The 26,329-nt window shown below is 69.3% G+C and carries 23 protein-coding genes; 11 read left to right on the top strand and 12 right to left on the bottom strand.

Going from position 1 to position 26,329, the window contains the following annotated elements:
• Positions 1-143 precede the first annotated feature (143 nt).
• Complete coding sequence (locus tag ABT118_RS30210; RefSeq protein WP_502884727.1) at positions 144-1,799, top strand: PucR family transcriptional regulator; 1,656 nt, start codon at positions 144-146, stop codon at positions 1,797-1,799.
• 37 nt (positions 1,800-1,836) lie between these two features.
• Here the strand turns inward: ABT118_RS30210 and ABT118_RS30215 are convergent, their stop codons facing one another.
• The 3 genes from ABT118_RS30215 to ABT118_RS30225 form a co-directional block, all read right to left on the bottom strand.
• On the bottom strand, positions 1,837-2,988 hold the full coding sequence (locus ABT118_RS30215) for a polyamine ABC transporter substrate-binding protein (RefSeq protein ID WP_350675911.1): 1,152 nt from the start codon (positions 2,986-2,988) through the stop codon (positions 1,837-1,839).
• A 65-nt stretch (positions 2,989-3,053) separates the two neighbouring features.
• Positions 3,054-4,412, bottom strand: a complete 1,359-nt coding sequence (locus tag ABT118_RS30220; protein WP_350675914.1) for an aspartate aminotransferase family protein — start codon at positions 4,410-4,412, stop codon at positions 3,054-3,056.
• Between the two features lie 149 nt (positions 4,413-4,561).
• Positions 4,562-6,007 carry a gamma-aminobutyraldehyde dehydrogenase gene (locus ABT118_RS30225; protein WP_350675918.1) on the bottom strand — a complete coding sequence of 482 codons (1,446 nt, stop codon included), beginning with the start codon at positions 6,005-6,007 and terminating at the stop codon, positions 4,562-4,564.
• Between the two features lie 265 nt (positions 6,008-6,272).
• On the opposite strand from ABT118_RS30225, the gene ABT118_RS30230 reads away from it, so the two are divergent.
• The 4 genes from ABT118_RS30230 (at position 6,273) to ABT118_RS30245 (ending at position 10,227) form a co-directional block, all read left to right on the top strand.
• Complete coding sequence (locus ABT118_RS30230) at positions 6,273-6,746, top strand: Lrp/AsnC family transcriptional regulator (RefSeq protein WP_057232352.1); 474 nt, start codon at positions 6,273-6,275, stop codon at positions 6,744-6,746.
• Positions 6,743-8,134: an aspartate aminotransferase family protein gene (locus tag ABT118_RS30235; RefSeq protein ID WP_350675925.1), complete on the top strand. Its 1,392-nt coding sequence runs from the start codon at positions 6,743-6,745 to the stop codon at positions 8,132-8,134. Before ABT118_RS30230 ends, ABT118_RS30235 begins: the two co-directional genes overlap by 4 nt.
• Positions 8,135-8,347: 213 nt before the next feature.
• On the top strand, positions 8,348-9,076 hold the full coding sequence (locus ABT118_RS30240) for an ABC transporter ATP-binding protein (RefSeq protein ID WP_350675928.1): 729 nt from the start codon (positions 8,348-8,350) through the stop codon (positions 9,074-9,076).
• Positions 9,073-10,227, top strand: a complete 1,155-nt coding sequence (locus ABT118_RS30245; RefSeq protein WP_350675931.1) for a hypothetical protein — start codon at positions 9,073-9,075, stop codon at positions 10,225-10,227. The genes ABT118_RS30240 and ABT118_RS30245 overlap by 4 nt, the downstream gene beginning before the upstream one ends.
• A gap of 67 nt (positions 10,228-10,294) precedes the next feature.
• On the opposite strand, the gene rlmN is transcribed toward ABT118_RS30245, so the two are convergent.
• From rlmN to ABT118_RS30265, 4 genes are all read right to left on the bottom strand, one after another.
• Positions 10,295-11,395 (bottom strand): dual-specificity RNA methyltransferase RlmN, encoded by a 1,101-nt coding sequence (rlmN, locus tag ABT118_RS30250; protein ID WP_350675935.1) that lies wholly within the window; start codon positions 11,393-11,395, stop codon positions 10,295-10,297.
• 125 nt (positions 11,396-11,520) lie between these two features.
• Positions 11,521-12,852: a restriction endonuclease gene (locus ABT118_RS30255; protein ID WP_350675939.1), complete on the bottom strand. Its 1,332-nt coding sequence runs from the start codon at positions 12,850-12,852 to the stop codon at positions 11,521-11,523.
• A 71-nt stretch (positions 12,853-12,923) separates the two neighbouring features.
• On the bottom strand, positions 12,924-13,748 hold the full coding sequence (locus ABT118_RS32795; RefSeq protein ID WP_502884722.1) for a protein phosphatase 2C domain-containing protein: 825 nt from the start codon (positions 13,746-13,748) through the stop codon (positions 12,924-12,926).
• Positions 13,748-14,581, bottom strand: coding sequence for a sigma-70 family RNA polymerase sigma factor (locus ABT118_RS30265; protein WP_350675945.1), 834 nt, complete (start codon positions 14,579-14,581; stop codon positions 13,748-13,750). Before ABT118_RS30265 ends, ABT118_RS32795 begins: the two co-directional genes overlap by 1 nt.
• Positions 14,582-14,953: 372 nt before the next feature.
• Here ABT118_RS30265 and ABT118_RS30270 point away from each other — a divergent pair, with 372 nt between their 5' ends.
• The 6 genes from ABT118_RS30270 to ABT118_RS30295 all read left to right on the top strand — a co-directional run bounded on the left by ABT118_RS30270 (position 14,954) and on the right by ABT118_RS30295 (position 21,199).
• Positions 14,954-15,667: a hypothetical protein gene (locus ABT118_RS30270; RefSeq protein ID WP_350675949.1), complete on the top strand. Its 714-nt coding sequence runs from the start codon at positions 14,954-14,956 to the stop codon at positions 15,665-15,667.
• Positions 15,664-15,963, top strand: coding sequence for a helix-turn-helix domain-containing protein (locus ABT118_RS30275; RefSeq protein WP_350675958.1), 300 nt, complete (start codon positions 15,664-15,666; stop codon positions 15,961-15,963). Before ABT118_RS30270 ends, ABT118_RS30275 begins: the two co-directional genes overlap by 4 nt.
• Before the next feature lie 288 nt (positions 15,964-16,251).
• Complete coding sequence (locus ABT118_RS30280; RefSeq protein ID WP_350675963.1) at positions 16,252-16,479, top strand: helix-turn-helix domain-containing protein; 228 nt, start codon at positions 16,252-16,254, stop codon at positions 16,477-16,479.
• A gap of 555 nt (positions 16,480-17,034) precedes the next feature.
• A complete protein-coding gene (locus tag ABT118_RS30285) occupies positions 17,035-18,378 on the top strand; it encodes a DUF3987 domain-containing protein (protein ID WP_350675970.1) in 1,344 nt (447 codons plus the stop codon).
• Between the two features lie 959 nt (positions 18,379-19,337).
• Positions 19,338-19,592, top strand: coding sequence for a helix-turn-helix domain-containing protein (locus tag ABT118_RS30290; RefSeq protein WP_350675977.1), 255 nt, complete (start codon positions 19,338-19,340; stop codon positions 19,590-19,592).
• 365 nt (positions 19,593-19,957) lie between these two features.
• Positions 19,958-21,199, top strand: coding sequence for a tyrosine-type recombinase/integrase (locus tag ABT118_RS30295; protein WP_350675984.1), 1,242 nt, complete (start codon positions 19,958-19,960; stop codon positions 21,197-21,199).
• A gap of 196 nt (positions 21,200-21,395) precedes the next feature.
• On the opposite strand, the gene ABT118_RS30300 is transcribed toward ABT118_RS30295, so the two are convergent.
• The 5 genes from ABT118_RS30300 to rpsB form a co-directional block, all read right to left on the bottom strand.
• On the bottom strand, positions 21,396-22,415 hold the full coding sequence (locus ABT118_RS30300; protein WP_502884723.1) for a phosphatidate cytidylyltransferase: 1,020 nt from the start codon (positions 22,413-22,415) through the stop codon (positions 21,396-21,398).
• A complete protein-coding gene (gene frr, locus ABT118_RS30305; RefSeq protein ID WP_502884728.1) occupies positions 22,415-22,936 on the bottom strand; it encodes a ribosome recycling factor in 522 nt (173 codons plus the stop codon). The genes ABT118_RS30300 and frr overlap by 1 nt, the downstream gene beginning before the upstream one ends.
• A gap of 120 nt (positions 22,937-23,056) precedes the next feature.
• Positions 23,057-23,812, bottom strand: a complete 756-nt coding sequence (gene pyrH, locus ABT118_RS30310; protein ID WP_350676002.1) for a UMP kinase — start codon at positions 23,810-23,812, stop codon at positions 23,057-23,059.
• Positions 23,813-24,082: 270 nt separating this feature from the next.
• On the bottom strand, positions 24,083-24,922 hold the full coding sequence (gene tsf / locus ABT118_RS30315; RefSeq protein ID WP_350676008.1) for a translation elongation factor Ts: 840 nt from the start codon (positions 24,920-24,922) through the stop codon (positions 24,083-24,085).
• 131 nt (positions 24,923-25,053) lie between these two features.
• Positions 25,054-25,965, bottom strand: coding sequence for a 30S ribosomal protein S2 (gene rpsB, locus ABT118_RS30320; RefSeq protein ID WP_350676012.1), 912 nt, complete (start codon positions 25,963-25,965; stop codon positions 25,054-25,056).
• Between the last annotated feature and the right edge of the window lie 364 nt (positions 25,966-26,329).

Raw genomic sequence — 26,329 nt, forward strand, 5'->3', positions numbered from 1 at the left:
TGACGATGCCCGCTCACTCCTCGGGGTGACAAGGGTCACTCCGACAGCCTCGGCCACAAGGGCCTTACAGGGTGGAAAGGCAACAGGTCGTCGGGCGGATGCATGATTCACCTGACACCCTGCTGCCCATGGAAGGTCCTCCCGTGCTCCCCACCGTCGCCCGCGTGCTCGACCTCGACGTGATGCGGCGCGGCCTGCCCCAGGTGGTGGCCGGCGCGGATCAGCTGGAGCGCCCGGTCCGCTGGGTGCACGTCAGCGAGCTCCCCGACGTGGCCGGCATGCTCCAGGGCGGCGAGCTGGTGCTCACCACCGGCATCGCCCTGCCCGAGGACCGCGACGGGCTGGCCCGGTACGTCCGCGAGCTGGCCGAGATCGGCGCCGCCGGGCTGGTGGTCGAGTTCGGCCGCCGCTACTTCGACAACCTGCCGCGCGCCCTCGTGCACGCCGCCGAGCAACGCGGACTGCCGCTGATCGCACTCCGCCGGGAGCTGCGCTTCGTCGCCGTCACCGAGGCCGTGCACGCGCTGGTGGTCAACGCCCAGCTGGAGCAGCTGCGGATCTCCGAAGCCGTCCACCAGGTCTTCAACGAGCTCGCCGTCGAGGGGGCCGAGCCGGCCGAGGTGGTCCGCCAGGTGGCCCGGATGGCCGGGGCCCCGGTGGTGCTGGAGAACCTCGCCCACCAGGTGCTCGCGCACGAGACGGCCGGCCGCCCCGAGACCGAGCTGCTCGAAGGCTGGGAGCGCCGCTCGCGCGGCGTCCGCCCGCCCGGCCGGACCGGGTACGACCCGCGCAGCGGCTGGCTGGTCACCGCCGTCGGCGCCCGGGGCCAGGACTGGGGCCGGCTGATCCTGGTCGACGACCCCCGCCCGCTGCCCGACGGCGTCCCGCACCCGCACGCGATGCTGCTGGAGCGCGGCGCCGCCACCCTCGCGCTCAACCGGCTGGTGGTCCGGGACCGCGAATCGCTGGAGCGGCAGACCCACCGCACCCTGCTCTCCGGCATCCTCACCCACGCCCTGACGGTCAGTGAGGTCGCGCTGCGGGCCGCCGCCCTGGGCGTCCCGCTGGACAGCCGCCGCCTGGTCGGCGTGGTGCTGCGCCAGCGGCGCGGCCCGATCCCCGCCGCGCTGGAGGCCCAGGCCCGGCTGCGCGACTTCACCGAACTCACCGCCACCGCGATCCGCACCAGCCGGCTCTCCGCCCTGGTCGGCGCGCTCGACGACGAGGGCGTCGGGGTCCTGATCGCGCTCGGCTCGCAGCAGGACGAGCACGCCGCGCTCGAAGGCTTCGCCGCCGCGCTGCGCAAGCTGGTCGCTGAGGGCGACCGTGACGCCGCGTCACCCGCCCCCGAACCGGTGATCGCCGTGGGCTCCTCGGTCGGCTCGGTCCGCGACGCCCGCCGCACCCTGCTGGAGGCCACCCAGGTCGCCGACGCCGCCCTGCACGACGCCCCCGGCGGGCGGGCCGCCTCGTACTACCGCCTGCCGGACGTCCGGCTGCGCGGCCTGCTCCACCTGCTCCGGGACGACGCCCGCCTCCAGACCTACGTGGAGCGCGAGCTCGGCCCGCTGCTGGCGTACGACGCCGAGCACGGCGGGCAGCTGGTCCAGCTGCTGCGGATCTACCTGGAGCAGGGCCGGAACAAGTCGGCCGCGGCCGACGCCGCCCACCTCTCCCGGCCCTCCTTCTACGACCGCCTGCACAAGGTCGAACGCATCCTCGCCGTCGACCTCGACCAGGTCGAGTCCTGCCTCTCCCTGCACGTCGCCCTGCTCGCCCTGGACGCCGTCCGGCGCTGACTTCCGGCCCCCGCTTCGGAAGACCGGGACCCGGGGGTCAGACGCCCGCGACCTTGCCCCAGATCCGGTGGAAGTCCGGCCGCTCCGCCGCCGTGACGTCGCGCATGCTGTGCAGCCGGGCCCGCATCTCGTCCGTCGGGAACATCAGCGGCTCCTCCGCCAGCGCGGCGGTCTCCGCGTCCGAGCTCCCCGCCAGCACGTCCCGCGCCGCCGGCACCGGGCAGATGTACTGCACCGCCGCCGCCAGCTCGGCCGCGACCTCGGGCCGGTAGTAGTAGTCGATCAGCAGCTCGGCGTTCTGCTTGTGGGCGGCCCGGTTCGGCACCATCAGGCTCTCCGCCCACAGCTCGCCGCCCTCCTCGGGGACCACGAACTCGATGTCCGGGTTCTCCGCCTTGAGCTGGATCGCGTCGCCGGAGTACGCCTGGCAGGCGATCGCCGCACCTGACGCCAGGTCACTCGTGTAGTCGTTGCCGGTGAACCGCCGGATGTGCCGGGTGTCCACCAGCTTCTGGACCTGGGCCATCGCCTTCTCCGCGTCGTCCGCGGTGAACTTCGCGATGTCCGCGCCCTGGGCCAGCATCAGCAGTCCGAGCGCCTCGTCCATCCCGGCGAACAGCGTCACCCGCCCCTTGAGGTCCGGTGCCCACAGGTCGGCCGTCGACCGTATCTCCCGCCCGAGCGCCTTGCGGTTGTACGCGATGCCGGTGATCCCGGACTGCCACGGCACGCTGTGCCGGCGCCCCGGGTCGAAGGCCGGCGAGGCGAGCTGCGGGTCGAGGTACTTGGCGACGTTCGGCAGGTTCTCGGCGTCGAACTGCTGCACCCACCCCAGCGCGACGTACCGACCGGCCATCCAGTCGCTGACCACCATCAGGTCGCGTCCCGGGTCGCCGCCCTGCGCCAGCACCGGGCTGATCTTGCCGAAGAACTCGTCGTTGTCGTTGATGTCCTCGGTGTACGTGACCTCGATCCCGGCGTCCTCGGTGAAGGCGTCCAGGGTCGGCCGCCCGCCCTTGTCGTCGGTGTCGATGTACTGCGTCCAGTTGGAGAAGTTCAGCGTCTTGTCGCGCTCCGAACGGTCGGCGGCGGCCCGCCGCTCCTCGGGCACGTACGCGGCGGGGATGCCGCAGGCGGAGAGGCCGAGCAGGCTCGCGGTGCCCAGCAGGGCGCGGCGGGTGAAGGTCATGTGACTCGTCTCCGGGCAGAGGAACGGCCCCGGGCGGCACTGCCCGGGGCCGAACGGACGGTACGTCAGCTGGTGTGCGCGTCGGTGAGGGTGAGCACCTCGTCGAGGACGGCCAGACCGGTCTTGGCCTCCTCCTCGCTGACCGTGCACGGCGGCACCACGTGGAAGCGGTTCATGTTGACGAAGGGCCAGAGCCCGCGCTGCTTGCAGGCGGCGGCCAGCTCGGCCATCGGCGCGTTGGCGGCACCGGCGGCGTTGTACGGGACCATCGGCTCCCGGGTCTCGCGGTTCTTCACCAGGTCGAGCGCCCAGAACACGCCGAGTCCGCGCACCTCGCCGATCGAGGGGTGGCGCTCCGCCAGCTCGCGCAGGCCGGGGCCGAGCACGGTCTCGCCGATGTGCTTGGCGTTCTCCACGATGCCCTCCTCGGCCATCGCGTTGATGGTCGCCACCGCCGAGGCGCAGGCCAGCGGGTGACCGGAGTAGGTGAGCCCGCCGGGGAACGGCCGCTCCGCGAAGGTGGCCGCGATCTCGGCCGAGATCGCCACCCCGCCGAGCGGGACGTAGCCGGAGTTGACGCCCTTGGCGAAGGTCAGCAGGTCGGGGGTGACGTTCCAGTGGTCGGCGGCGAACCACTCACCGGTCCGGCCGAAGCCCGCCATCACCTCGTCCAGGATGAAGACGATGCCGTACCGGTCGCAGATCTCCCGGACCCCGGCCAGGTAGCCGGCCGGCGGGATCAGGATGCCGGCCGTGCCGACCACGGTCTCCAGGATGATCGCGGCCACGGTGCCGGGGCCCTCGAACGCGATCACCTGCTCCAGGTGCTCCAGCGCGCGCTCGCACTCCTGCGCCTCGTTCTCGGCGTGGAAGTTGGAGCGGTAGGCGTAGGGCCCCCAGAAGTGCACGATGCCGGAGACGCCGGTCTCGTTGGCCCAGCGACGGGGGTCGCCGGTCAGCGCGATCGCATTGGCGGTGGCACCGTGGTACGAGCGGTAGGTCGACATGACCTTCTGCCGGCCGGTGTGCAGCCGGGCCATCCGGATGGCGTTCTCGTTCGCCTCGGCGCCGCCGTTGGTGAAGAAGATCTTGTCGAGGTCCCCCGGGGTGCGCTCGGCGATCAGCCGGGCCGCCTCGCTGCGCGACTCCTGGGCGAAGCCCGGGGCGATGGTGCAGAGCTTGGCGGCCTGCTCCTGGATCGCGGCGACCACCTTGGGGTGCTGGTGGCCGATGTTGGTGTTCACCAGCTGCGAGGAGAAGTCGAGGTAGCGGTTGCCGTCGTAGTCCCAGAAGTACGAACCCTCGGCACCGGCCACCGCGAGGGGGTCGATCAGTGCCTGGGCGGACCACGAGTGGAAGACGTGCGCGCGGTCGGCGGCCTTGACAGCCTGCCCGGCGGCCGAGTCAGCAGTGGGGGTGCTCATGCCGGTAAGCGTAGGGAACCGACGCGCCGACGGGCAGTTGCATCATGTCAGGCGGGCCGCCGCTCACCCGACAGCCTGACAAGCAGCAGGGGCGCACCCGATCGGATGCGCCCCTGAAGTGAGCCTGCGTCAGCCCGTGGACCGGATCATCAGATCGCGGTCATGACGTGCTTGACCCGGGTGTAGTCCTCGAAGCCGTACGAGGAGAGGTCCTTGCCGTAGCCGGACTTCTTGAAGCCGCCGTGCGGCATCTCCGCGACCAGCGGGATGTGGGTGTTGATCCAGACGCAGCCGAAGTCCAGCCGGCGCGACATCCGCATGGCGCGGGCGTGGTCCTTGGTCCAGACCGAGGAGGCGAGCGCGAACTCGACCCCGTTGGCGTAGCCGACCGCCTGGTCCTCGTCGGAGAACTTCTGCACGGTGATGACCGGGCCGAAGACCTCGTTCTGGATGATCTCGTCGTCCTGGTTCAGGCCGGAGACGACGGTGGGGGCGTAGAAGTAGCCGACCTCGCCGACCCGGTGGCCACCGGCCTCGACCTTGGCGTGCGCGGGCAGGCGCTCGATGAAGCCGGCCACCTGCTTGAGCTGGTTGGCGTTGTTCAGCGGGCCGTAGAGCACGTCCTCCTCGTCCACCCCGCCGGTCTTGGTGTCGGCGGCGGCCTTGGCCAGCGCGGTCACGAAGTCGTCGTGGATGGACTCGTGCACCAGCACCCGGGTGGCGGCGGTGCAGTCCTGGCCGGCGTTGAAGAAGCCCGCGACCGAGATGCCCTCGACCGCCTCGGCGATGTCCGCGTCCTCGAACACCACCACCGGCGCCTTGCCGCCGAGCTCCAGGTGCACCCGCTTGACGTCCTTGGACGCCGACTCGGCGACCTGGATGCCGGCCCGTACCGAACCGGTGATCGAGGCCATCGCGGGGGTGGGGTGCTCGACCATCAGGCGGCCGGTCTCGCGGTCACCGCAGATCACGTTGAAGACGCCGGCCGGGAGCTCCAGCTCCTTCAGCACGCCGCCGATGATCTCGGCCAGCAGCACGGTGGAGGCCGGGGTGGTGTCGGAGGGCTTGAGCACGACCGCGTTGCCGGCCGCGATCGCCGGGGCGAACTTCCACACCGCCATCATCATCGGGTAGTTCCACGGTGCGACCTGGGCGCAGACGCCGACCGGCTCGCGGCGGACGATCGAGGTCATCCCGTCCATGTACTCGCCCGCGGCCTTGCCCTCCAGCAGCCGGGCGGCACCGGCGAAGAAGCGGATCTGGTCCACCATCGGACCGATCTCCTCCGACAGCGTCAGCGAGCGCGGCTTGCCGGTGTTGTGACACTCGGTGTCCACGATCTCGTCGGCCCGCGCCTCGACCGCGTCCGCGATCTTGAGCAGCAGCTTCTGCCGAACGGACGGCGTGGAGTCACGCCAGAGGGGGAACGCCGCCGCGGCCGAGGCCATCGCCGCGTCCACGTCCGCCGCGCCGGACAGCGGCGACGTCGCGTACACCTCGCCGGTGGTCGGGTCGATCACGTCGAGCGTGCGGCCGTCCGCCGCATCGACGAACTCACCGTTGACGTAGTTGCGCAGCGTACGGAGCTCGCTCACTGGTCTCTCCTCGGTCGGGGCCTGCCACGTTGCAGGAACCGGCGCCAGGGTACTCCGGCGCCGAGTGGCCGGGCTGTGGGAGCCGCGGTCCACTGGGGTGGTGTGCACGCCTCCGCGTGTACCTGACCAGCCTAGCCGGTCAGCTTCCCTTCTCGGCAGCCCCATCGGACAAGTGCCACGCAATCCGCACTGATTTTTGGAAATGACGACGGAATCAGCAGCCGACGCGGTTGCGCGCAACGGGTGGATCAGGCACAGTGGCGACGTGGCCAACCGCGACCGGAACGCGAGCGTTCCCCTCGATGCCGCCTCCAAGGCGATCATCGAGCAGCTTCAGGAGGACGGGCGTCGCCCGTACGCCGCCATCGGCAAGGCCGTCGGCCTGTCCGAGGCGGCGGTACGTCAGCGGGTCCAGAAACTGCTCGACCAAGGCGTGATGCAGATCGTCGCCGTCACCGATCCGCTCACCGTCGGGTTCACCCGGCAGGCGATGGTCGGGATCAACGTCGAAGGCGACATCGAGCCCGTCGCCGACGCGCTGGCCGCCCTCGACGAGGTCGACTACGTGGTCTGCACCGCGGGCTCGTTCGACCTGCTGGCCGAACTGGTCTGCGAGGACGACGAGCACCTGCTCGAACTGATCAACAAGCGCATCCGCGCGCTTCCCGGCGTGCGGAGCACCGAGAGTTTCGTTTACCTGAAGCTCCGGAAACAGACCTACACCTGGGGCACCAGATGACTGCCGACCCGGCGCAGAAGGACCTTTCCAAGACCGCCTACGACCACCTGTGGATGCACTTCACCCGCATGTCGTCGTACGAGAACTCCCCCGTGCCGACGATCGTCAAGGGCCAGGGCACGTACATCTGGGACGACAAGGGCAAGAAGTACCTGGACGGGCTCGCCGGCCTGTTCGTCGTCCAGGCCGGCCACGGCCGCGAGGAGCTCGCCGAGGCCGCCGCCAAGCAGGCCAAGGAGCTCGCCTTCTTCCCGGTGTGGAGCTATGCCCACCCGAAGGCCGTCGAGCTGGCCGAGCGCCTGGCGCACTACGCCCCGGGCGACCTGAACAAGGTCTTCTTCTCCACCGGTGGCGGCGAGGCGGTCGAGACCGCCTGGAAGCTGGCCAAGCAGTACTTCAAGCTGACCGGCAAGCCGACCAAGCACAAGGTCATCTCGCGCGCCGTCGCCTACCACGGCACCCCCCAGGGCGCCCTGTCGATCACCGGCCTGCCGGGCCTGAAGGCCCCGTTCGAGCCGCTGGTCCCGGGCACCCACAAGGCGCCGAACACCAACATCTACCGCGCCCCGGCCTTCCTGGAGCGCGACGGCAAGATCGACCCGGAGGCGTACGGCCGCTGGGCCGCCGACGAGATCGAGGTGGCGATCCTCAACGAGGGCGCCGACACCGTCGCCGCCGTCTTCGTCGAGCCGGTGCAGAACGCCGGCGGCTGCTTCCCGCCGCCGCCCGGGTACTTCGCCCGCCTGCGCGAGATCTGCGACCGCCACGACGTGCTGCTCGTGTCGGACGAGGTCATCTGCGCCTTCGGCCGCCTGGGCACCATGTTCGGCGCCGACAAGTTCGGCTACCAGCCCGACATGATCACCTGCGCCAAGGGCATGACCTCGGGCTACAGCCCGATCGGCGCCACGATCATCTCGGACCGCCTGGCGGAGCCGTTCTACAAGGGTGACAACACCTTCCTGCACGGCTACACCTTCGGCGGCCACCCGGTCTCCTCCGCGGTGGCGCTGGCCAACCTCGACATCTTCGAGCGCGAGGGCCTGAACCAGCACGTCCTGGACAACGAGTCGAAGTTCCTCGGCACCCTGGACAAGCTGCGCGACCTCCCGATCGTCGGCGACGTGCGCGGCAACGGGTACTTCTACGGCATCGAGCTCGTGAAGGACAAGGTCACCAAGGAGTCGTTCAACGACGACGAGGTCGAGCGCGTGCTCTACGGCTTCCTCTCGAAGGCGCTCTTCGACAACGGCCTGTACTGCCGCGCCGATGACCGTGGCGACCCGGTCATCCAGCTGGCCCCGCCGCTGATCTCCGACCAGTCGACCTTCGACGAGATCGAGCAGATCCTGCGGGTCAGCCTCACCGACGCGTGGGCCAAGATCTGACCAGCTCTCCGTCCCACCCTCCGCCGAAGGCGGCCCCGACCGAGGGGCCGCCTTCGGGCGTTTCCGGCCGTCATCGGGGGGATTTCTTCCGGCCAACACGCCGTGTTCGCCAGCTTTTGACCCTGATTGGGTCAGTGTGCCGCATCCTCGACCCGCCCCGGTCGTTCTAATCTGACGACTGTCATATCCCCGTCGCGCACCAGGATGGACCCCATGTCAGCGGCCCCGCCCGACAACGACGTGCTGTGGGCCCGAGGGATCGTCAAGTCCCACCACGGCACCCCCGCCCTGCGCGGGATCTCGATCGGCGTCCGGGAGGGCGAGGTCCTCGCCGTCACCGGCCCGCGCGGCTCCGGCAAGAGCACCCTGCTCGGCTGCCTGTCCGCACTGCTCCCGGTGGACGAGGGCGAGGTCTGGTTCAACAGCGCCCCCGTGCACACCCTGGGCCGGGTCGGCCGGGAACGGCTGCGCCGGGACCGCTTCGGCTTCGTCGGCTCCGAACCGCACCTGGTCCCGGAACTGACGGCCCGGGAGAACGTCGCCCTGCCGCTGCTGCTCTCCGGCGCCGGCCACAAGGCCGCGTACACCGCCGCCGCCGAGTGGCTGGAGCGGCTCGACGTGGCCGACTTCGCCAAGCGCCGCCCGGCCGAACTGATCCAGAGTCAGCGCCAGCGGATCGCGGTGGCCCGGGCGCTCGCCCCGCTGCCCGCCGTGGTCTTCGCCGACGACCCCACCGCCCCGCTGCACCGCGAGGCCAAGGACCAGGTACTGCGGATACTGGCCAGCGCCGCCCGCTCGCACCAGCTCACCCTGGTGCTCGCCACCCACGACCCCGAGCTGGTCAAGTACGCCGACCGCACGGTGGCCATGCTCGACGGCCGGCTCACCGGACCGGTCGCCCCCGTGCCGCGCGGCGCCGCCGCCCTCACCGCGGGGCGGTGACCGTGCTGTACTTCCGCCTGGCCCGCGGCTACCGGCCCGCCGACCTCGGCCGCTGGCTGCTCACCGCGACCGCCGCCGCCGTGGTCGCCGCCCTGCTGCTGCGCGCACTCGGCCGCGCGCTCAACGACCCCGCCGCCGGCGCCGTCCCCCGGCTGCTCTGGTGCCTGCCCCCGCTGGCTGCGGTCGGCTGGTTCGCCGCCGTCGCCGCCCGCGCCGTTCCCGCCGCCCGTCCCGAGCGGATCAACGGCCTGACCGCCGCCGGGGCCGGACCGGTCCGGCTCCGGCTGCTGGTCGCCGGGGAGATCGCGCTCGCCTGCGCCCTCGGCAGCGCCCTCGCCCTGCTGCTGTTCCTGGTGCTGCGCAACGACATCGCCGGCCCCGCACTGGCCGCCGACCTCGGCATGGGCAGCCCGCTGCCCGCCGCCGCGCCGGTCACCCTGCTGGTGCTGGTCCCGCTGGTCGCCGGGGTCTCGGCCGCCTGCGCCGTCCCGTCCGCCGATCCGCTGCCCACCGGCCTGGAGCGCACCGCCCCGACCGGCTTCGGCCCGCTTCGGATCGCCCTGCCCACCGGCCTGCTGGTGACCGGCCTCGCCCTGGAGCTGTACGGCCTGCGGCCCGGCGGCTCGGTCGACGGCCGCCCGGTCGTGCTGCCCGGCGGCCTCGGCGACACCGGCGTCCCCGTGCTGGTCGGCTGGACGTTCGCGGCGCTCGGGCTGGCCCTGCTCACCGCCCCGCTGCTGGCCCTGACAGGCCGCCTGCTCGCCCTCGGCCGACCCGCCCCGCTCCGACTGCTGGCCGGCCGCAGCCTGACCGCCGAGGCCCGGCGGCTCGGCACCCCGCTGGCCGTGCTAGCGCTGGCGGGCGCCGCCGTCCTGGCCGCCTTCCGGTACTGGATCGGGCGCCCCGGCAGCTCGGAGGCCCTGACCAACGTCGAGGGCGTCCTGGTGGTCGCCTGCGCGCTGGCCGCCGTGGTGGTCCGGGCCGCCGAGGTCCGCAGCGCCCGGCGGGACGTCAGCTCCGCCCTGCTCCGGCTCGGCGCCGCACCCGGGCTGCTGTTCGGCGCGGCCGTCCTGCGGGTGCTCGCGGCCGGCACCGTACTGCTGCTCACCGGCGGGGCGACCGCCGTGCTGGCGGCGGGCGCCCTCGGCTGACCTGGCGCAGGAACGCGAGCGGGGCCCGGACTTCCGTCCGGGCCCCGCTCGCTGTGACGTGGTGGTGTCAGCCCGCGGCGGCGAGCTGACCGCAGGCGCCGTCGATCTCCTGGCCCCGGGTGTCGCGGACCGTGGTCGGCACACCGTGCGCCTGCAGCCGCCGGACGAACTCGCGCTCGTCCTCGGGCCGGGAGGCGGTCCACTTCGAACCCGGCGTCGGGTTCAGCGGGATCAGGTTCACGTGCACCCGGTGGTTCTTGATCAGGCGGCCGAGCAGGTCGGCCCGCCAGGCCTGGTCGTTGATGTCCTTGATCAGCGCGTACTCGATCGAGATCCGCCGGCCGGACTGCTCCGCGTAGTTCCACGCGGCGTCCAGCACCTCGGCCACCTTCCACCGGGTGTTCACCGGCACCAGCTCGTCCCGCAGCTCGTCGTCCGGAGCGTGCAGGGAGAGCGCCAGGCGGCAGGACAGGCCCTCGTCCGCGAGCCGGTTCATGGCCGGGACCAGGCCGACGGTGGAGACGGTGATGCCGCGCTGGGACAGGCCGAAGCCGTCCGGCGCCGGGTCGGTCAGGCGGCGGATCGAGGCCAGCACCCGGTTGTAGTTGGCCAGCGGCTCGCCCATGCCCATGAAGACCACGTTGGACAGCCGCGCCTCGCCGCCCGGGATCTCGCCCGCCTTCAGCGACCGCATGCCGGCCGCGATCTGCTCGACGATCTCGGCCGTGGACAGGTTGCGGGTCAGCCCGGCCTGGCCGGTGGCGCAGAACGGGCAGTTCATCCCGCAGCCGGCCTGCGAGCTGATGCACATGGTGACCCGGTCCGGGTACCGCATCAGCACCGACTCGACCAGGGTGCCGTCGAACAGCTTCCACAGCGTCTTGCGGGTGGTGTCGTCGTCGCAGGAGACGTGCCGGACCACCGACATCAGCTCGGGCAGCAGCGCGTCCGTCAGCTTCTCCCGGCTGGCCGCAGGGATGTCCGTCCACTCGGCCGGGTCGCTCGACAGCCGGCCGAAGTAGTGGTTCGACAGCTGCTTGGCGCGGAACGGCTGCTCGCCCAGCTCGGCGACGGCCGCCTTGCGATCGGCGGGGGCGAGGTCGGCAAGGTGTCGCGGGGGCTTGGCGCCACGCGGCGCGACAAAGGTCAGTTCTCCGGGCTTAGGCATGGTTCATCCAGTGTCGCAGATCCGAAGGCATGGCCCATGTCCCGCCTGGGTCCGAGGCCGCAGCACTGGTCATCATCGGTCATAGCTGGCTGGCTTCGCACGGCCCACAGACGGCCCAGCCCGATCTACCCATCTAGCTTGCCGAGCGCCCTACGGACTCCAGCTCCTCTCAGCCAGTCCGTCAGGCGGGTCTTGGAGGACACCAGCTCCTCCAGGTCGTCACCGTCGAGAGCAAAGATGATTCCACCCTGCGCCTGAAAAGCCTTGAGCCTTGCAAGAAACGGCCTTGTAAATCCCGCCATCGACACAAAGATTCCAATCTTGCACAATGCAGACCGGTCTTTCATCTTGGACTCAAAGACGCGAAGTTCAGGAACCCCAGGCTTATTCTTCCAGTTCTTGCACTCAATCAGTATCAACGGACTTCCTTGGGCAACCCAAAACGGGTCACGGAGGCCATTGGTGACGAGGATATCAATCTCCTCTTCTGCAGTGCGAAAATTCTTCTCGACCACCTCCAGCTCTGGCTCCTCAGTTCTAAGGATCGCCTCCATTAGGGCTTCCAGGATATCCCCGCGAGCCTTCGCAGAAAGACCCCCGCCGTCGCCAGAAATAGACCTCAGCTTACCGAGGAGACCAGCAGATCGGGCGAACCAGAACTCTCGCCCAAGGGCATTGTCGAACCCGGAAAGCACCCCGAAGAGTCGGCCAAGAGTCTGCGCAACACCAACGAGTGACTGCCCAGAGACCTCCCAGTATCTAGCCGCATACTCGTGAGCTGAATCCTCGCCATCCACGTCTTCTTGGGCGGCATCCTCGCTAATATCAAACGAGATGATGAGGTCTTGCGGGAGGTGCTTTAGGAACGTGCACACGATCATCGGCCAGCAGATCAAGGGGGCACTGCGGTCGAGAACCGTGAGCGACTCTACTGCACGAAAGATGCGATATGGGTCAACGATTCCAAATCGTTCAGCCCCATCGAAGACACGACTGTGATAGTCCCAGGACCTTTCAAGGTCTCCCTCGTAGGTCAACTCACTGAGGAGAATTAGATCTTCTCCCGCCATCCACTGAGCCACCATCAGAGCCCCGAGGGCAGAGAGGTCAGACTCAGCAGGCAAGGATACGAACTCTTCCAACTCTGCGCGTGCTTGCTCGTCAGTCAGGTCTCTAAATTTGACATCGGCCATTTTTATCCCATACGCACCGGCCTCGACAAATCGATTGTCCGAATATGCATCTACTGTCGCATGCCAGCCAAATCCAGCCCGTTCGAGATTCTCCAAAGCGGAACCCACTGAGCATGCAAAGGCCACCTGCCAAGAGTCATCATCCGCAGGAGGTTTAATTTCCAGCTGGTCGAACCGAAAAAGCAAACGAGGCAGCGGGCTCGCATCTTTCCGCCACTGCAGGACAGTCTGACCATCAACCTGAAGGTATGTGTCGAACCCCATTGCGCGTTTCCCCCTCGGAATCGATATCGGTACCTACAATTCGCTTTTCGCTCTAGACAGGGCTGCGAACTCTAGGTGCCAGGTGCATCTTCAAAGCGGGCGTAGACCACTGACGCATCATCGCTTTTCTTGTTGCGAGGCCATCGCTCGCCGACGGGATCGGAGTCCTCAAGTTCCCGCGTCAAGCGGATCAGTGCGGCCGGCCCATCGCCGCCTCGCAACGTATTCAGCACGCCAGTCCAGTCCGCAGCTGCGAACAGGTCCACGATTCGCGCGGCTCCGTCGGTAAGCACCGCTACCTCTCGGACCCCAATAACGGGGACCGTCCCAGTCAGAGCATGCTCCACTCCGGACGGCTCCGACGTCGCAATCCAGTAGCCGCCGTCCTTGTTCTTGGCCGCCAGCTCTCCGGCCTTCATCTGCAGGAGAGCTGCTTGCTTCTCAGGTGCCCCGATCGGGTAACGGTCAGCCTGGTCTCTGGCTGCGCGGGCGGTAGCGCTTACGCGCTGATCGGTCACAATTGAGATTTGGTCGGCATCAACAATTGCCAGGGTTACGTCTCCTAGCACCAGGTACTCCAGCGCTTCCCCCGTACGCACAATTCCAACAGCCGCAGACGGACTGCCCGGATGGGACAAGTCACACTGTGGATGGCGCCCAGCGACCCGCTCAATCGCCATTGTTAGGGAACGTTCAAGCGTGCAGCCACGGTCTGCCGCAAACTCACGAATCGCGGAGCCCAACTGCTCAACAAACCATGAAACACCATGAATACAGCCAGTGTCCGTGCGTGCTGTCGCACCATCAAGGACCACAAGGAGGTCAGAGCCACCAGAGAGCCAATCCTCGTTCGCCTTACCTGGCGTCCCAGGATTAGAATCGCAAACCACCCACATCAGGAAACCCCCTCGTGCTTGTAGAGCGGCGTCACCTGGTCGACGCTCTCAACGTTCCCTGTGTGCTCGTCGAGATTACACTTCACAAGCAAGGAGAACCGGCGGGTTTTGACCTCGCGATACAGCTTCTCCAGGTTGGCTTCCAGGAACTGAGTCGCCCCAAGAGTCCCCGGGCCGTGAATCCCAGCAAGGTATAGAAACGTGCCCTTGCCATCCGGCCGAGGAAGTCGTCCGATATAGGCGTAATCACTCTGCTTCTCATTGCCAATCGGCGAGCGAAACTCCATGCCAGCCACGCGGTCGACAAGATACCAACCTCGTTCATCGCTCTCAAAGCCGAGGCTTGCATCTGATTCGAGAACCTGTCCCACAAAAGGAAGGATTCTTGGACTTCCGACAACGATTAGGTTCGGCCGGTTCAAGTTGACCATTCCCGGCGGAGGGACAACCTCATTGTGCGTCTTCAAGTTCAGATTGCGCGCAAGCTCAGAAATCCGCTCATACCCGGCAAGCATTTCGGCGGAAACCACCAGCTTCGGCTTTTCGGCCTCTCGCTTCCCACCGAGCGCCACAGTGAGTTCGCCACTACCAAGAAAGATGCGCTCCGGCCGAGGCCCCGAAGACAGGAGCTGCCCCACGCGCGCCCTGGTCATCCCGATCTGTCCAGCGATCTGCACCTGCGTCATGCCGGCCGACAGCAGCTCCTCTAGGGCCTCGCGACGAATGCGGGACAGTTCCAGGATGCTGGCCTGGTGCTCGTCGATCAGGCCACCAGCCCGCCGCGCACGCTCCGCAGGGTCAGACAGCTCAGTGAGCCCCTGAATCTCGATCACCCTCGTTCGCCTCCAGCCACGGGTCCAACTCAGCCAGACAAGCGTATCGGGTGAAGGGGCTTGACGCACGCAAGGGGGGTTGCCATAAGCTCGACCCCAGGAAGGCAACCCCCCTTGACGTGGGGAGTCGCCTAGCCATGCTGCGGGGAAGCGATGCCCAAACCGCCAAGTCAAGTCATCGCTCCCCGCCCCTATGCAGGGAGTTCCATCATGCCTGTTCTGTCTGTAGGTGCACGAGTGTCAGCCCCGTTGTCCGGGGGTCTGTCGGTGGTTGACCGGCGGTTGCCGGGGCGTCGGTACCCGTTGGTGCCGGTGTGCGGGTTGGAACTGAACCGGCTCCAGGTCGCCACGGCCCTGTACGAGGGTCAGGTCATGTCGGTGGATGAGGACCCGGGGTCGGCGTTCTCGGAGCTGGCGGGTCGTCTGCGGGTGGCGGTGAACGTGCTGGGTGTGTCGGGGATCGACCGGGCGGCGCGGGACATGGTGCACCTGGACGTGACCGCCTGGTCCAACGGCGATGTGGCCGACGCGTGGGCCGACGCTCACGAGCTGGTGGTGGGCCACTGGTACAGCCACGCCTACTCGCGGCGGATGACCGCCTGGGAGCGGGCGGTGGCGCTGCACCTGGTCGGTGAGGAGTTGTTCCCGCGCCGTCCGGCGGCCGACTCGTCGGCGGACGACATTCCCGCCGCTGACGTCTCCGCCCTGGTCGCCCAGGGCGCCGCCCTCGTGCCCGTGGAGCTGCTGGAGGACCTGGCGGACGCGCTGCACGAGGAGCAGGGCCGGTGGGACAACCGCCCGGTCACGCCGCAGCAGCGGGAGCGTCGGGCACTGCTCAAGCGGTGGCTGCCGGACTTCAACCGGCGCCGGTACTGCCTGCGGACGGCCCGTCAGCACGGCTACATGCACTCGCTGTCCACGCCGCTGGTGGTCAACACCGGCTCCGGGGAGAGGTTCCTCGGTGCCAGCGTGCCGGACAGCCCGGAGCTGCACCTGCGCGAGAGCACTCACCGGCAGCAGCGGCTGGCCGAGCGCGCGCAGCGTGCCGCCCTGCGGGCCCCGCGCGGTGCTGGGCGGGCCGTGTGAACACCAACGGCGTTGTGGTGGCCTCCGTGCTGCTGGCCGAGCTGGTCGGCTTCGACTCGGACGAGCCGTTGCAGGTGAAGCAGATCGCCGCTGCCCTGGGCACGACGAAGTGGACCGTCCACCGCGAGGTGAACTCCGGCCGCCTGCCGCACTACCGGATCGGCTCCGGCATCCGGATCGAACGGTCCGCCTTCCGTGCCTACCTGAAGGACCACAACATCCCCGTGCGGCTGGGCCCGGTCGCTGGCTGCCAGGCCGCCCAGCCCGGCTGGGCACCGGACACAGACGGCTCTTAGGGCAGGAGTCGGGCCCTGCCTACCCCTCCCCTAAGAGCCTCCCGGCCACCCACGGACCGGCGGCCGGTGAGCGCCGCTCAGCCCCGCTCACCGGCGCTCACCGGCACTCACGGAGCGCTCACCTGATTGGCCAGCGATCGGATCCCGATCGGATTCCCATCGGCCGGCATCGGCTGCCGATCGGCGGCTCCGCCAATCAGGAACCGATCAGCCGCCGATCAGCGAACCGATGCTGACCTGCGAAAGCCATTCCATCCGATCAGATCCACACACCCCCTTGGAGAGACCGTGAGCACCCCGGCCACCACCATGCCGTCCGCTGAGTACCTGACCGCCCCTCAGATCGCCGCCTTGCTGGAGCTGTCGTCGGAGACCGTCTACCGGATGGCCCGCAGCGGCGTCCTGTCGTCCTACCGCGTCGGCAACGGCCGGGGCCTGGTCCGGTTCCCCCTCGACGGCTTCCGCGCCTACCTCGCCGCCAACCACCTGCCCGCCGCACTCGCGGGCCACATCTGACCGGTGGACACCCGACCGTCCACCACGTACCCGGCAGCCCTACCCGCCGTACCCGGGTGTACCCGGCTGCCGTACCCGGTGTACCCGCCGGGTGTACCCGCACCGGATACACCCCCGGGTACACGTACCCCGGCCCGGCACTCACGGCCACTCAACTGCCCCGGCTGCGGGAGGACGGGGGCGGGAAAAGCCGCTTTCCCCGCCCCGCGCCCCATCCGGCCCGCACCGACTACATCGACTACATCCCAGGTCAGACCCCGACCGGACGCCCGACTACACGGGCCCCGTAGTCGACTACACGACCGCTGTAGTCGGGCCTGTAGTCGGCCGTTCAACGACACGACCAGTCGGTGGACAGCACGCCCGACCAATACCCGACCACCAGCGTCCACCGACCCGACCGGAGACCGCCGTGAGCGCCGCCCGAAGCCCACCACCCACCGGCCCAAAGGCAAGACGCCACCCCGCCCCTACCCGGCCGGGGAGTTGGTGTCTTCCCGGCCACCGGCCGACCACCGAACCGTCCACCCTGACCACCGACCGCTGGAGCAGCCCGTGACCACCGACACCCAGCCGTCCACCGAGGTGACCACCATCCGACCAACCCGAGCGGCGAACCCGCTCTACGACCCCGCGCCGGGCCTTGAGCGGCCCGCACGACCCGGCCCGACCCCGGACCCCGAGGTGTTCTGCGGCTGGGTCGGCGAGACCGTGCACGCCCTCGACCCGACCACCGAAGCCGACCCCGTCGCCATCCTGGTCAACCTGCTCTCCGCCGGAGGGGCCGTCATCGGACCGGGCCCGTTCCTGTGGATCGGCAACGACCGCCACCCCGCCCTCATCTGGGCACTCACCGTCGGCGCCACGGCTGCCGGCCGGAAGGGCGCCGCGTCGAACACCGTCAAGCGCCTGCTGAAGGCGGCGTTCCCGGACTTCGTGGCCACCAACACCCCGTCGGGCCTGTCCTCGGGTGAGGGGCTGATCGAAGCGGTGCGCGACGGCGACCCCGACGACGGCGGGGGGAAGGGGAAGAAGCAGCCCGGAGTGCTCGACAAGCGGCTGTGGGTGGTGGAGTCCGAGTACGGCATCACCATGGCCCGCGCCCGCCGCGAAGGCTCCTCCCTGGGCGGGGTGCTGCGGCAGGCGTGGAACGGCGAAGACCTCGGGGTGATGAACCGCGAGGCGATGCACTCCACCGCCCCCCACATCGCGCTGATCGGCCACATCTCCCCCCGTGAGCTGCGCGCCAAGATGCAGGACTCCGAGCTGGCCGGGGGCACCTACAACCGGTTCCTGCCGGTGTTCGTCCACCGCAACCTGCTCCTCCCGGACGCTCCCGGCGCCCCGGACCAGCTCATCGTCGACCTGGCCGCCCGCTGGTACTCGGTCCTCAACGACGCCCGCCGCGTCGGAGAGGTCCAACTCGACGATGATGCGGCCCAGTTGTGGCGCGACCAGGTCTATCCGGCGCTGTCCGGGGATGAGGACGGGGATGGGCCGCTGGCGGAGTTCACTGCCCGCGCCGCCCCGTACACCAAGCGGACCGCCATGGTCTACGCCCTGCTCGACCACACCGACCGCATCGGCGAACAGCACCTGCGCGCCGCCTGGGCCCTCACCCGCTACGCCCGCGCCAGCGCCGCCCACATCCTGGGCACCGACGCCAACAGCACCGGAGATCCCGACCTGGACAAGCTGGCCAGTGCGGTCAGGAACGCCGGGTCGAGCGGGCTGACCGGGGACGAGGTGTACCGGCTGTTCAAGCGCCGCAACGCCACCCAGCGCGCTGAGCTGACCGCCCGGCTGTGCGAACTGCCCGGCTACGCCGCCGTGCAGGTCCCCGGGGACGGCCGCCACCGCACCGTCTACCTCTACGCGCCGCCGACGCTCCCCGGGTGAAAAGGGTGCGAAGGGTGGAATGCCCTCCCACCTGCGCAAACGCCGGGTGCCAGGCCGGGTGGAAAGGGGTGCCAGGCCCCACCATCCCGGCCAGCACCCACCCCTGGCACCCCTTTCCACCCACCTTTCCACCCGACAAAACCCCAGGTCACAGCCCTTATCAACCTTTCCACCCTTTCCACCACCGGAGCACCCCATGACCAGCACCACCCAGCACCCCGCCAGACCCGCCACCACGTCCGGCACACCACCCCGGCCCCGCCCCCGGGCCCGCTCCCCACCGAGCCCACCGGGCGCCGTCCCGGGCAGCACTGACAGCCGACTGGCGCCAGTCACCCGACGGGCAGCACAGCCCCAAAGCCCGGGTAACGCGCGCGAGCCGACAGTCACCCGACTGTCGCCTGTCATCCCAGGCACCCGGAAGCCTCCCGCGAACGCCCCGGGCCTGTAACCCCCGGCCCTGACCTGTGGATGACAGGTGACAGGCGACAGGTGACAGACAGGCCAGACGACAGGCCACCGCACCACCCCGGGCACTTGTCTTGTCGCTTGTCGCTTGTCGCCCCGACAAGCCCCAGCACCCCGCCGGCCCCGAGAACACCCCCTCCGCGCGACAAGCCACACGACAAGCGACAAGGCGCACCGCCCGAACAGACAAGAGGAGCACCCGCTCCGCCCCCGGTGCTCCTCTTGTCTGTTCGGCCGACAGCCCACCCCATCCGGTGTCAGGTGTCTGACGCGTCAGACACCTCCTGACACCAACCGCCCGAATCCCCGGGTAACGCGCGCGCGACCCCGTCAGACGCGTCTGACACCCCGTCTGACACCCAGCCTGACGCACCTGACACCCCGCCCTGACAGCCGCTGACACCCGGGCTGACACTCCCTGACTCCCCGGGAACTAGCACCCGCCCCCGCTAGAGCTAGGCCCACCGACTCCCACCGCAGGAGAGCGCCCGATGCCCCGCCGCCAGGTCACCATCACAGCCCTGACCGCACAGCCCACCACCCCGCCGGCCAACCTCCGGCCCCTGCCCGACCGCTACCTCACCCCCGAAGACGTCGCCTCACTCTTCGGCGTCCCGCTGGAGACCGTCTACCAGTGGCGCCGCAAGCGCACCGGCCCGCCCGGCTTCCGCGTCGGCCGCCACCTGCGCTACCACCCCGACGCCGTCGCCCAATGGGTCAGCGACCAGGCCCAGCGGGTTGCCTGACGCCCCGGCAGCCGGTGCTACCTGTAGCGCCCCACCCCGCTACCGGTAGCACCCCCGGTAGCGCCCCGACCACACCTGATCAGGCCGATAGCAGCTAGCGGCCCTCCCCCATCGCGCCCAAAAACAGGCTCACAGCCCCTCCTGACCACCCGCCACAACCGCTCTAACGCCAGGGAGCCGTCAGGGAGGCAGGGAGTTCTCCCTCTCCGCCTCCCTGCCCCGAGCACCCGTCCCGAACAGCGCAGATCACCGCGCAGGGAGGCAGGGAGGCACCCCGCGCCAACTCCGCCCGGCCGCCGAAATCGCACCCGCCGCCACCCCGGTGCCTCCCTCCCTGCCACACCACTGACCCGAGGACACAGACCATGGCTGGACACATCCAGGACCGCTGGTTCAAGACTGAGACCGGCCCCGACAGCAAGCCGCGGCGCGTAAAGACCGACCGCCACGGCACCGGCCAGCGCTACCGCGCCCGCTACGTCGGACCCGACGGTGCCGAGAGGTCGAAGTCCTTCCCCGACCGGCAGAAGCGCCAGGCGGAGGAGTGGCTGGCCAACATCGAGGCGGACATGTCGCGCGGTCAGTACATCGACCCGAAGGCAGCCCGGACGACGTTCCAGCAGTTTGGGGAGAAGTGGCTCAAGGCGCAGACCACCGACCTGTCGAGCCAGGTACTCGTGGAGACCCGGCTCCGGCTGCACGCCTTCCCCCGGATCGGCAACCGCCCTCTCGACTCTTTCCGGCCGTCGCACATCCAGGAGCTGGTCAAGGAGCTGGAGCTGAGCCCCATCTCCGGCGGGTACGCCAAGAACATCTACTCCGATGTGCGCGCGGTGCTGTCGGCGGCGGTGGACGATGGGCTGCTGGCCCGGAACCCGTGCGGCGCCAACTCTGTCCGGCCTCCGACCGTCGACGCCAGGCGCGTCACGCCATGGCTCCCGGAACAGGTGTTCGCCGTCCGGGAAGCGCTGACCGAGCGGTACCGAGCGATGGTCGACCTGGGCGCGGGCTGCGGGCTGCGGCAGGGCGAGATCATCGGTCTCTCGGCCGACGACGCGCTGAACTTCGAGACCGGTACCGTCCGCGTCCTGCGACAGGTGAAGCTGATCCGGGGGAAGGCTGTCTTCGCTCCGCCGAAAGGCAACAAGGCCCGTGACGTGCCGCTCCCCGGTGCGGTGGTCAAGGCGCTGCAGGCCCAGATGGAGTCGTTCGAGCCGGTCCCCGTGACGCTCCCGATGCGGACCCCGGACGGGCCGAAAGTGACCTTCCGTCTGCTGTTCAGCAACTCGGCCGGCGGGCCGGTCTGGCGCAGCAACTTCAACATCCAGGACTGGAAGCCCGCCCTGGCGGCAGCTGGGCTCATCCCGGTGCCGAAGGCCGGACAGCCCCACGCGTCGGCTCGTGAGCACGGCATGCACGCCCTGCGGCACTTCTACGCGTCGGTGCTGCTCGATGCTGGGGAGAGCATCCGGGCCGTGAGCGACTACCTGGGACACTCCGACCCGGCCCTGACGCTCCGGGTGTACGCCCACCTCATGCCGGACAGTCAGGACCGGGCCCGGAAGGCTCTGGACCAGCTCTTCCGGCGGGGCGATTCAGCGGCCTGACGGCCCAGGCACGGCCCAGCACTGACGTAGGGCCCCTGAGCAGCGACATACTCGCTGGTCAGGGGCCCTGCTCGCCCGGACCCGGTGTTGTTCTCCGGGCTTAGGCATGGTTCATCAAGTGTCGCAGATCGACAAAGCCCCGGATGCCGTGGCATCCGGGGCTCCTGCGTCGCCGGGTTCCGGGACCGACGCGGCGTCAGCTGCCGACGAAGGCGGCCAGCAGCAGCCAGACCACCGGGGCGGTCGGCAGCAGCGAGTCGAGCCGGTCCATGATGCCGCCGTGGCCGGGCAGCAGCGTCCCCATGTCCTTGATGCCGAGGTCGCGCTTGATCATCGACTCGGCCAGGTCGCCCAGGGTCGCCGTGACCGCGGCGCAGGCGCCGAGGATCAGGCCCTGCCACCAGGTGCCGTCGTCGATCACGTACTGCATCAGCAGCGCGCCCGCGATCATCGACAGCCCGATGCCGCCGGCCAGGCCCTCCCGGGTCTTGCCCGGGCTGATGGTCGGCGCCAGCTTGTTCTTCCCGAACTTGTAGCCGACCGCGTAGGCCCCGGTGTCACTGCAGATGGTGACGATCAGGAACAGCAGGATCCGGCGCGGACCGTCGTCGGCCGCCAGCATCATCACCACGAAGGTGGCCAGGAACGGCACGTAGAACGCGGTGAAGATCCCTGCCGTTATGTCGCGCAGGTAGTTCTCCGGCGGCTGTCCCATCCGCCAGACCATCACCGCGAGCCCGGTCAGCGCCAGCGCCGCGGCCGCCCACTCCGGACCTGCCCAGTACCCGGCCCCCAGCATCGCCAGGCTGCCCACCAGCAGCGGGACCAGCGGCGTGCTGATCTCCTTGCGCTCGGCCAGCCGGCTGGTCAGCTCCCACACGCCGACCAGGACCGCGGCGGCGACCACGAAGAGGAAGAGCACCTTCACCACGAACAGCGAGGCGACGATCACTGCGCCGAGACCGACCCCTACCCCTATCGCGGCCTGCAGGTTGCGGCCACCGCGCTGCTTGCGGGGCTGCTGGTCGGGCTGGGCCACGGCTGTCTCCTGCCCTGGGGCGGACGTCGGGGTCGGGTGGTGCGGCATGACTGGAGTCTGTGCCGAGGGGCCGGGTCGGTACACCGGGAGCTGCTGCGAGTGACCCGTTTGGGGTCCAAGGTCACCCGCAGCAGAGGAGTCGGGCGCCGGAGACCGGCGCCCGGAAACGTCGTGCATCAGACCTCGAGCAGCTCGGCTTCCTTGTGCTTCAGCAGCTCGTCGATCTGCGCCACGTACTTCGCCGTGGTGTCGTCGAGCTCCTTCTCCGCGCGACGGCCGTCGTCCTCGCCGATCTCGCTGTCCTTGACCAGCTTGTCGACCGCGTCCTTGGCCTTGCGGCGGATCGCCCGGATCGAGATCTTGGCGTCCTCGCCCTTGGCGCGGGCCTGCTTGATGTACTCGCGGCGGCGCTCCTCGGTCAGCACCGGCAGCACCACGCGGATGATCGAACCGTCGTTGGACGGGTTGACCCCGAGGTCGGAGTCGCGGATCGCGGTCTCGATGCTCTTCAGTGCGGTCTTGTCGAACGGTGCGACGACCGCCATCCGGGGCTCCGGCACCGAGAACGAGGCGAGCTGGTTGATCGGCGTCAGCGCACCGTAGTAGTCCGCGAAGATCTTGGCGAACATGGCGGGGTGCGCCCGGCCGGTCCGGATCGCCGCGAAGTCGTTCTTGGCGACCCCGACGGCCTTGTCCATCTTCTCCTCGGCCTCGAAGAGGATCTCGTCGGTCACTGTCTGCTCCCTGTCCCGTTCATCTGCTGTGGTTCCGCCCGGCGAATACCCCGGACGGCTGATTGCTGCTCAGGTGACGACTGCTCAGGCCCGGGCAGAGTCCTGGCTGATGAGTGTGCCGATCTTCTCACTGTTCACCGCGCGGGCGATATTGCCCTCCGCCAGCAGCTCGAAGACCAGCATCGGCAGGTCGTTGTCCTTGCACAGCGTGATCGCGGTCAGGTCGGCCACCTTGAGGTCGCGCGCGATGACCTCGGTGTAGTCGAGCGAGTCGAACTTGACCGCCTCGGGGTTGGTGCGCGGGTCCGAGTCGTACACCCCGTCGACGCCGTTCTTGCCCATCAGCAGCACCTCGGCGTGGATCTCCAGGGCGCGCTGCACGGCGGTGGTGTCGGTGGAGAAGTACGGCATGCCCATCCCGGCGCCGAAGATGACCACGCGGCCCTTCTCCAGGTGCCGGACGGCCCGCAGCGGCAGGTACGGCTCCGCGACCTGGCCCATCGTGATGGCGGTCTGGACCCGGGTCTCGATGCCTTCCTTGATCAGGAAGTCCTGCAGCGCGAGGCAGTTCATCACGGTGCCGAGCATGCCCATGTAGTCGGAGCGGGCCCGGTCCATGCCGCGGACCTGGAGTTCGGCACCGCGGAAGAAGTTGCCACCGCCGATCACGATCGCCACTTCGGTGCCGCCGCGGACCACCGTGGCGATCTCGCGGGCGATCTTGTGCACGACGTCCGGATCGACGCCGAGGCCGCCGCCGCCGGCGAACGCCTCACCGGACAGCTTGAGCAGAACCCGTCGACGGTTGCTCTCCTGCACGGGCTCCTGCGTCTCCGTCATGGACTTCTCCTTCTCCACCTACTGGTTCACAGGCGGGGCCATCGGCGGGCACTGCCGGGCCCCTGACCTGCGCGTACACGCAAGGAGGCCACTGCCGCGGGAACCGGTACGGTGTCCTGCACGGCAATGGCCTCCTCGTCGTTCATGGTGCCGACGTGGCCCGCCCGTTGACTTCCTGGCGCTGGTCGAGCCCGATCGGCGCGTTCCGGGCCGTCCTGCTGGACGGCCGGGCGGTTCCTACCTTAGGCGGGAACCGCGGTGGAACGTGGGTCAGGCGCCGACGCGGAAGCGGGCGAAGCGCTTGAGGGCGACGCCGTTCTCCTCGAGCACCTTGGCGACGGTCTTCTTGCTGTCCTTCGCGAAGGCCTGCTCCAGAACGGAGTTCTCCTTGACGAAGCCGGTGACGCGACCCTCGACGATCTTCGGCAGGGCAGCCTCGGGCTTGCCCTCCTCACGCGCGGTGGCCTCGGCGACCCGACGCTCGTTCTCGATGTCCTCGGCCGGGATCTCCTCGCGCGACAGGTACTTCGGACCGAACGCGGCGATGTGCTGCGCGATGTCCTTGGCGACCTCGGCGTTCTCCTTGTCGAGCTCGACGAGGACACCGATGGTCGGCGGGAGGTCCGGGTCCGACTTGTGCAGGTAGACGCCGACGAAGCCGTCGCCCTCGAACTGCGCGAAGCGACGGAAGACGATCTTCTCGCCCAGGGTCGCGTTGGCCTCGTCCACGAACTGCTGGACGGTCTGGCCGGCGACGATCTCGGAGGCCAGCGCGGCGTCCAGGTCGGCCGGGGAGGTGGCGGCGACGTGGGCGGCGATCGCGTTGGCGACCTCGACGAACCGGCCGCCCTTGGCGACGAAGTCGGTCTCGCAGTTCAGCTCGACCAGGACGCCGGAGTTGGCACCCTCGGCGATCAGCGCGGTGACGGCGCCGTTGGAGGCGTCACGGCCCTCGCGCTTGGCGACGCCCTTCTGGCCCTTGATACGAAGCAGCTCGACGGCCTTCTCGACGTTGCCCTCGGCCTCGTCGAGCGCCTTCTTGCAGTCCATCATGCCGGCGCCGGTGAGCTCACGGAGCTTCTTGACGTCCGCGGCGGAGATGTTCGCCATGGTGTGAATCTCTTCTCGCGTCTCGCGTGTCTGCGTGGGGAGGTGCCGAGCGGGCTGGGTTCAGCCCCTGGCACGGGAGAGAGGGGCACTTACCGGTGTCGTACCGGCGAGTGCCCCTCACCCTTGGTACGTCAGGCCTGGTCGGCCTCGGCGGCCGGGGCCTCCACGGTCTCGGCAGCAGCCTCGGTGACCTCGGCGACCTCGGCCTCGACGGCGGCGGGGGCCTCAGCCTCGGCGGCGGGGGCCTCGACGGTCTCGTCGGCCTTCTTCTCGCCCTCGAGGATGTCCTTCTCCCAGTCGGCCAGCGGCTGGTCGGCACCCGGGTCGGCCTTGACGTCGCCCTTGGCGACACCGGCGCGGGACTTCAGGCCCTCGGCGACGGCGTCGGCGATGACCCGGGTCAGCAGGGTGACGGAGCGGATCGCGTCGTCGTTGCCGGGGATCTTGTAGTCGACCTCGTCGGGGTCGCAGTTGGTGTCCAGGATCGCGACGACCGGGATGTGAAGCTTGCGGGCCTCACCAACCGCGATGTGCTCCTTCTTGGTGTCGACGATCCAGACAGCGCTGGGAACGCGCTGCATGTCGCGGATACCACCGAGGGTCTTCTCGAGCTTGGTGTGCTCGCGCTCGAGAACCAGGAGCTCCTTCTTGGTGAGGCCGGAACCGGCCACATCCGTGAAGTCGATCTCGCCGAGCTCCTTGAGGCGCTGCAGACGCTTGTAGACGGTCGAGAAGTTGGTCAGCATGCCGCCGAGCCAGCGCTGGTTCACGTAGGGCATGCCCACGCGGGTGGCCTGCTCGGCGATGGCCTCCTGGGCCTGCTTCTTCGTGCCGACGAAGAGGACGCTGCCGCCGTGGGCAACCGTCTCCTTGACGAACTCGAAGGCGCGGTCGATGTAGTTCAGCGACTGCAGGAGGTCGATGATGTAGATGCCGTTGCGCTCCGTGAAGATGAAGCGCTTCATCTTCGGGTTCCAACGACGGGTCTGGTGACCGAAGTGGACGCCGCTCTCAAGCAGCTCCCGCATCGTGACGACGGCCATGGCCGTGCTCCTCGGTGTTCTGCCCAGCTCGCCTGGTCCGTCGGTCTTTCGTCCGGACGGACCCGGGGTGCCGGGTGTTCTCGGTTGTTCCGTGTCGGTCGGGCGACCTTCACGCCTGACGCCCCGACGTGCCGAGCCACCTGCGCCTGTGCGGTGACTTGACCGCGCCAGGCTCGGCGGACCGAGCGGCACTCGCACCGGACGGGCCTCGGCACCCCTTGCGGGGTGACCTCTGCCGCCGGTGGCGGGGCGTGCGAAGTCGACCCGGGCAGACCGGGTCGCGTGTGAAGTGTACGGGAAGCGCCGAGCCGGGAGCGACTCCGTGCTTGCGGGGTCGGACGGGTGGGGGTAGGGCGGGTGTTCG

Origin of the sequence: Kitasatospora sp. NPDC002040, assembly GCF_040296785.1 — a bacterium.
In the GTDB taxonomy this organism is placed as follows: domain Bacteria; phylum Actinomycetota; class Actinomycetes; order Streptomycetales; family Streptomycetaceae; genus Kitasatospora.